The following is a 240-nucleotide window of genomic DNA, read 5'->3' as shown; positions in this document are numbered from 1 at the left end:
CCGGATCAGGGGGGACCGCCCCCCCCAAGGGCCGGCCCGGCGGCGCGCTCCCCGGCGCCGAGGTCGAAGACGAGTGAGGGGAGGACCCGCAGGGTGTCGGGGTAGCGGCCGAACTTCGCCGCCGCGTCCCGGAGTTCGGCCCGTACGGCCCCGGCCCGCGCGGGGCCCACTACCCGGACGGGCGCCACGTCGGCGTACCGGGCGGCGACCCGCCCGGCGGGGCCCCCGGTGGCGTTGGCG

At 81.7% G+C, this 240-nt stretch carries 1 pseudogene; it reads right to left on the bottom strand.

What is annotated here, in order from left to right:
* Positions 1 to 5: 5 nt before the first annotated feature.
* Positions 6 to 240, bottom strand: a pseudogene (locus tag KVT44_RS56800) (FMNH2-dependent monooxygenase); the annotation flags it as partial.

Origin of the sequence: Streptomyces sp. GbtcB7 (assembly GCF_019091445.1) — a bacterium.
Classification (GTDB): Bacteria; Actinomycetota; Actinomycetes; order Streptomycetales; family Streptomycetaceae; genus Streptomyces; species Streptomyces mirabilis.
The sequence above is the reverse complement of the archived record's forward strand: the minus strand, read 5'-3'. Positions and strand labels throughout refer to the sequence as shown.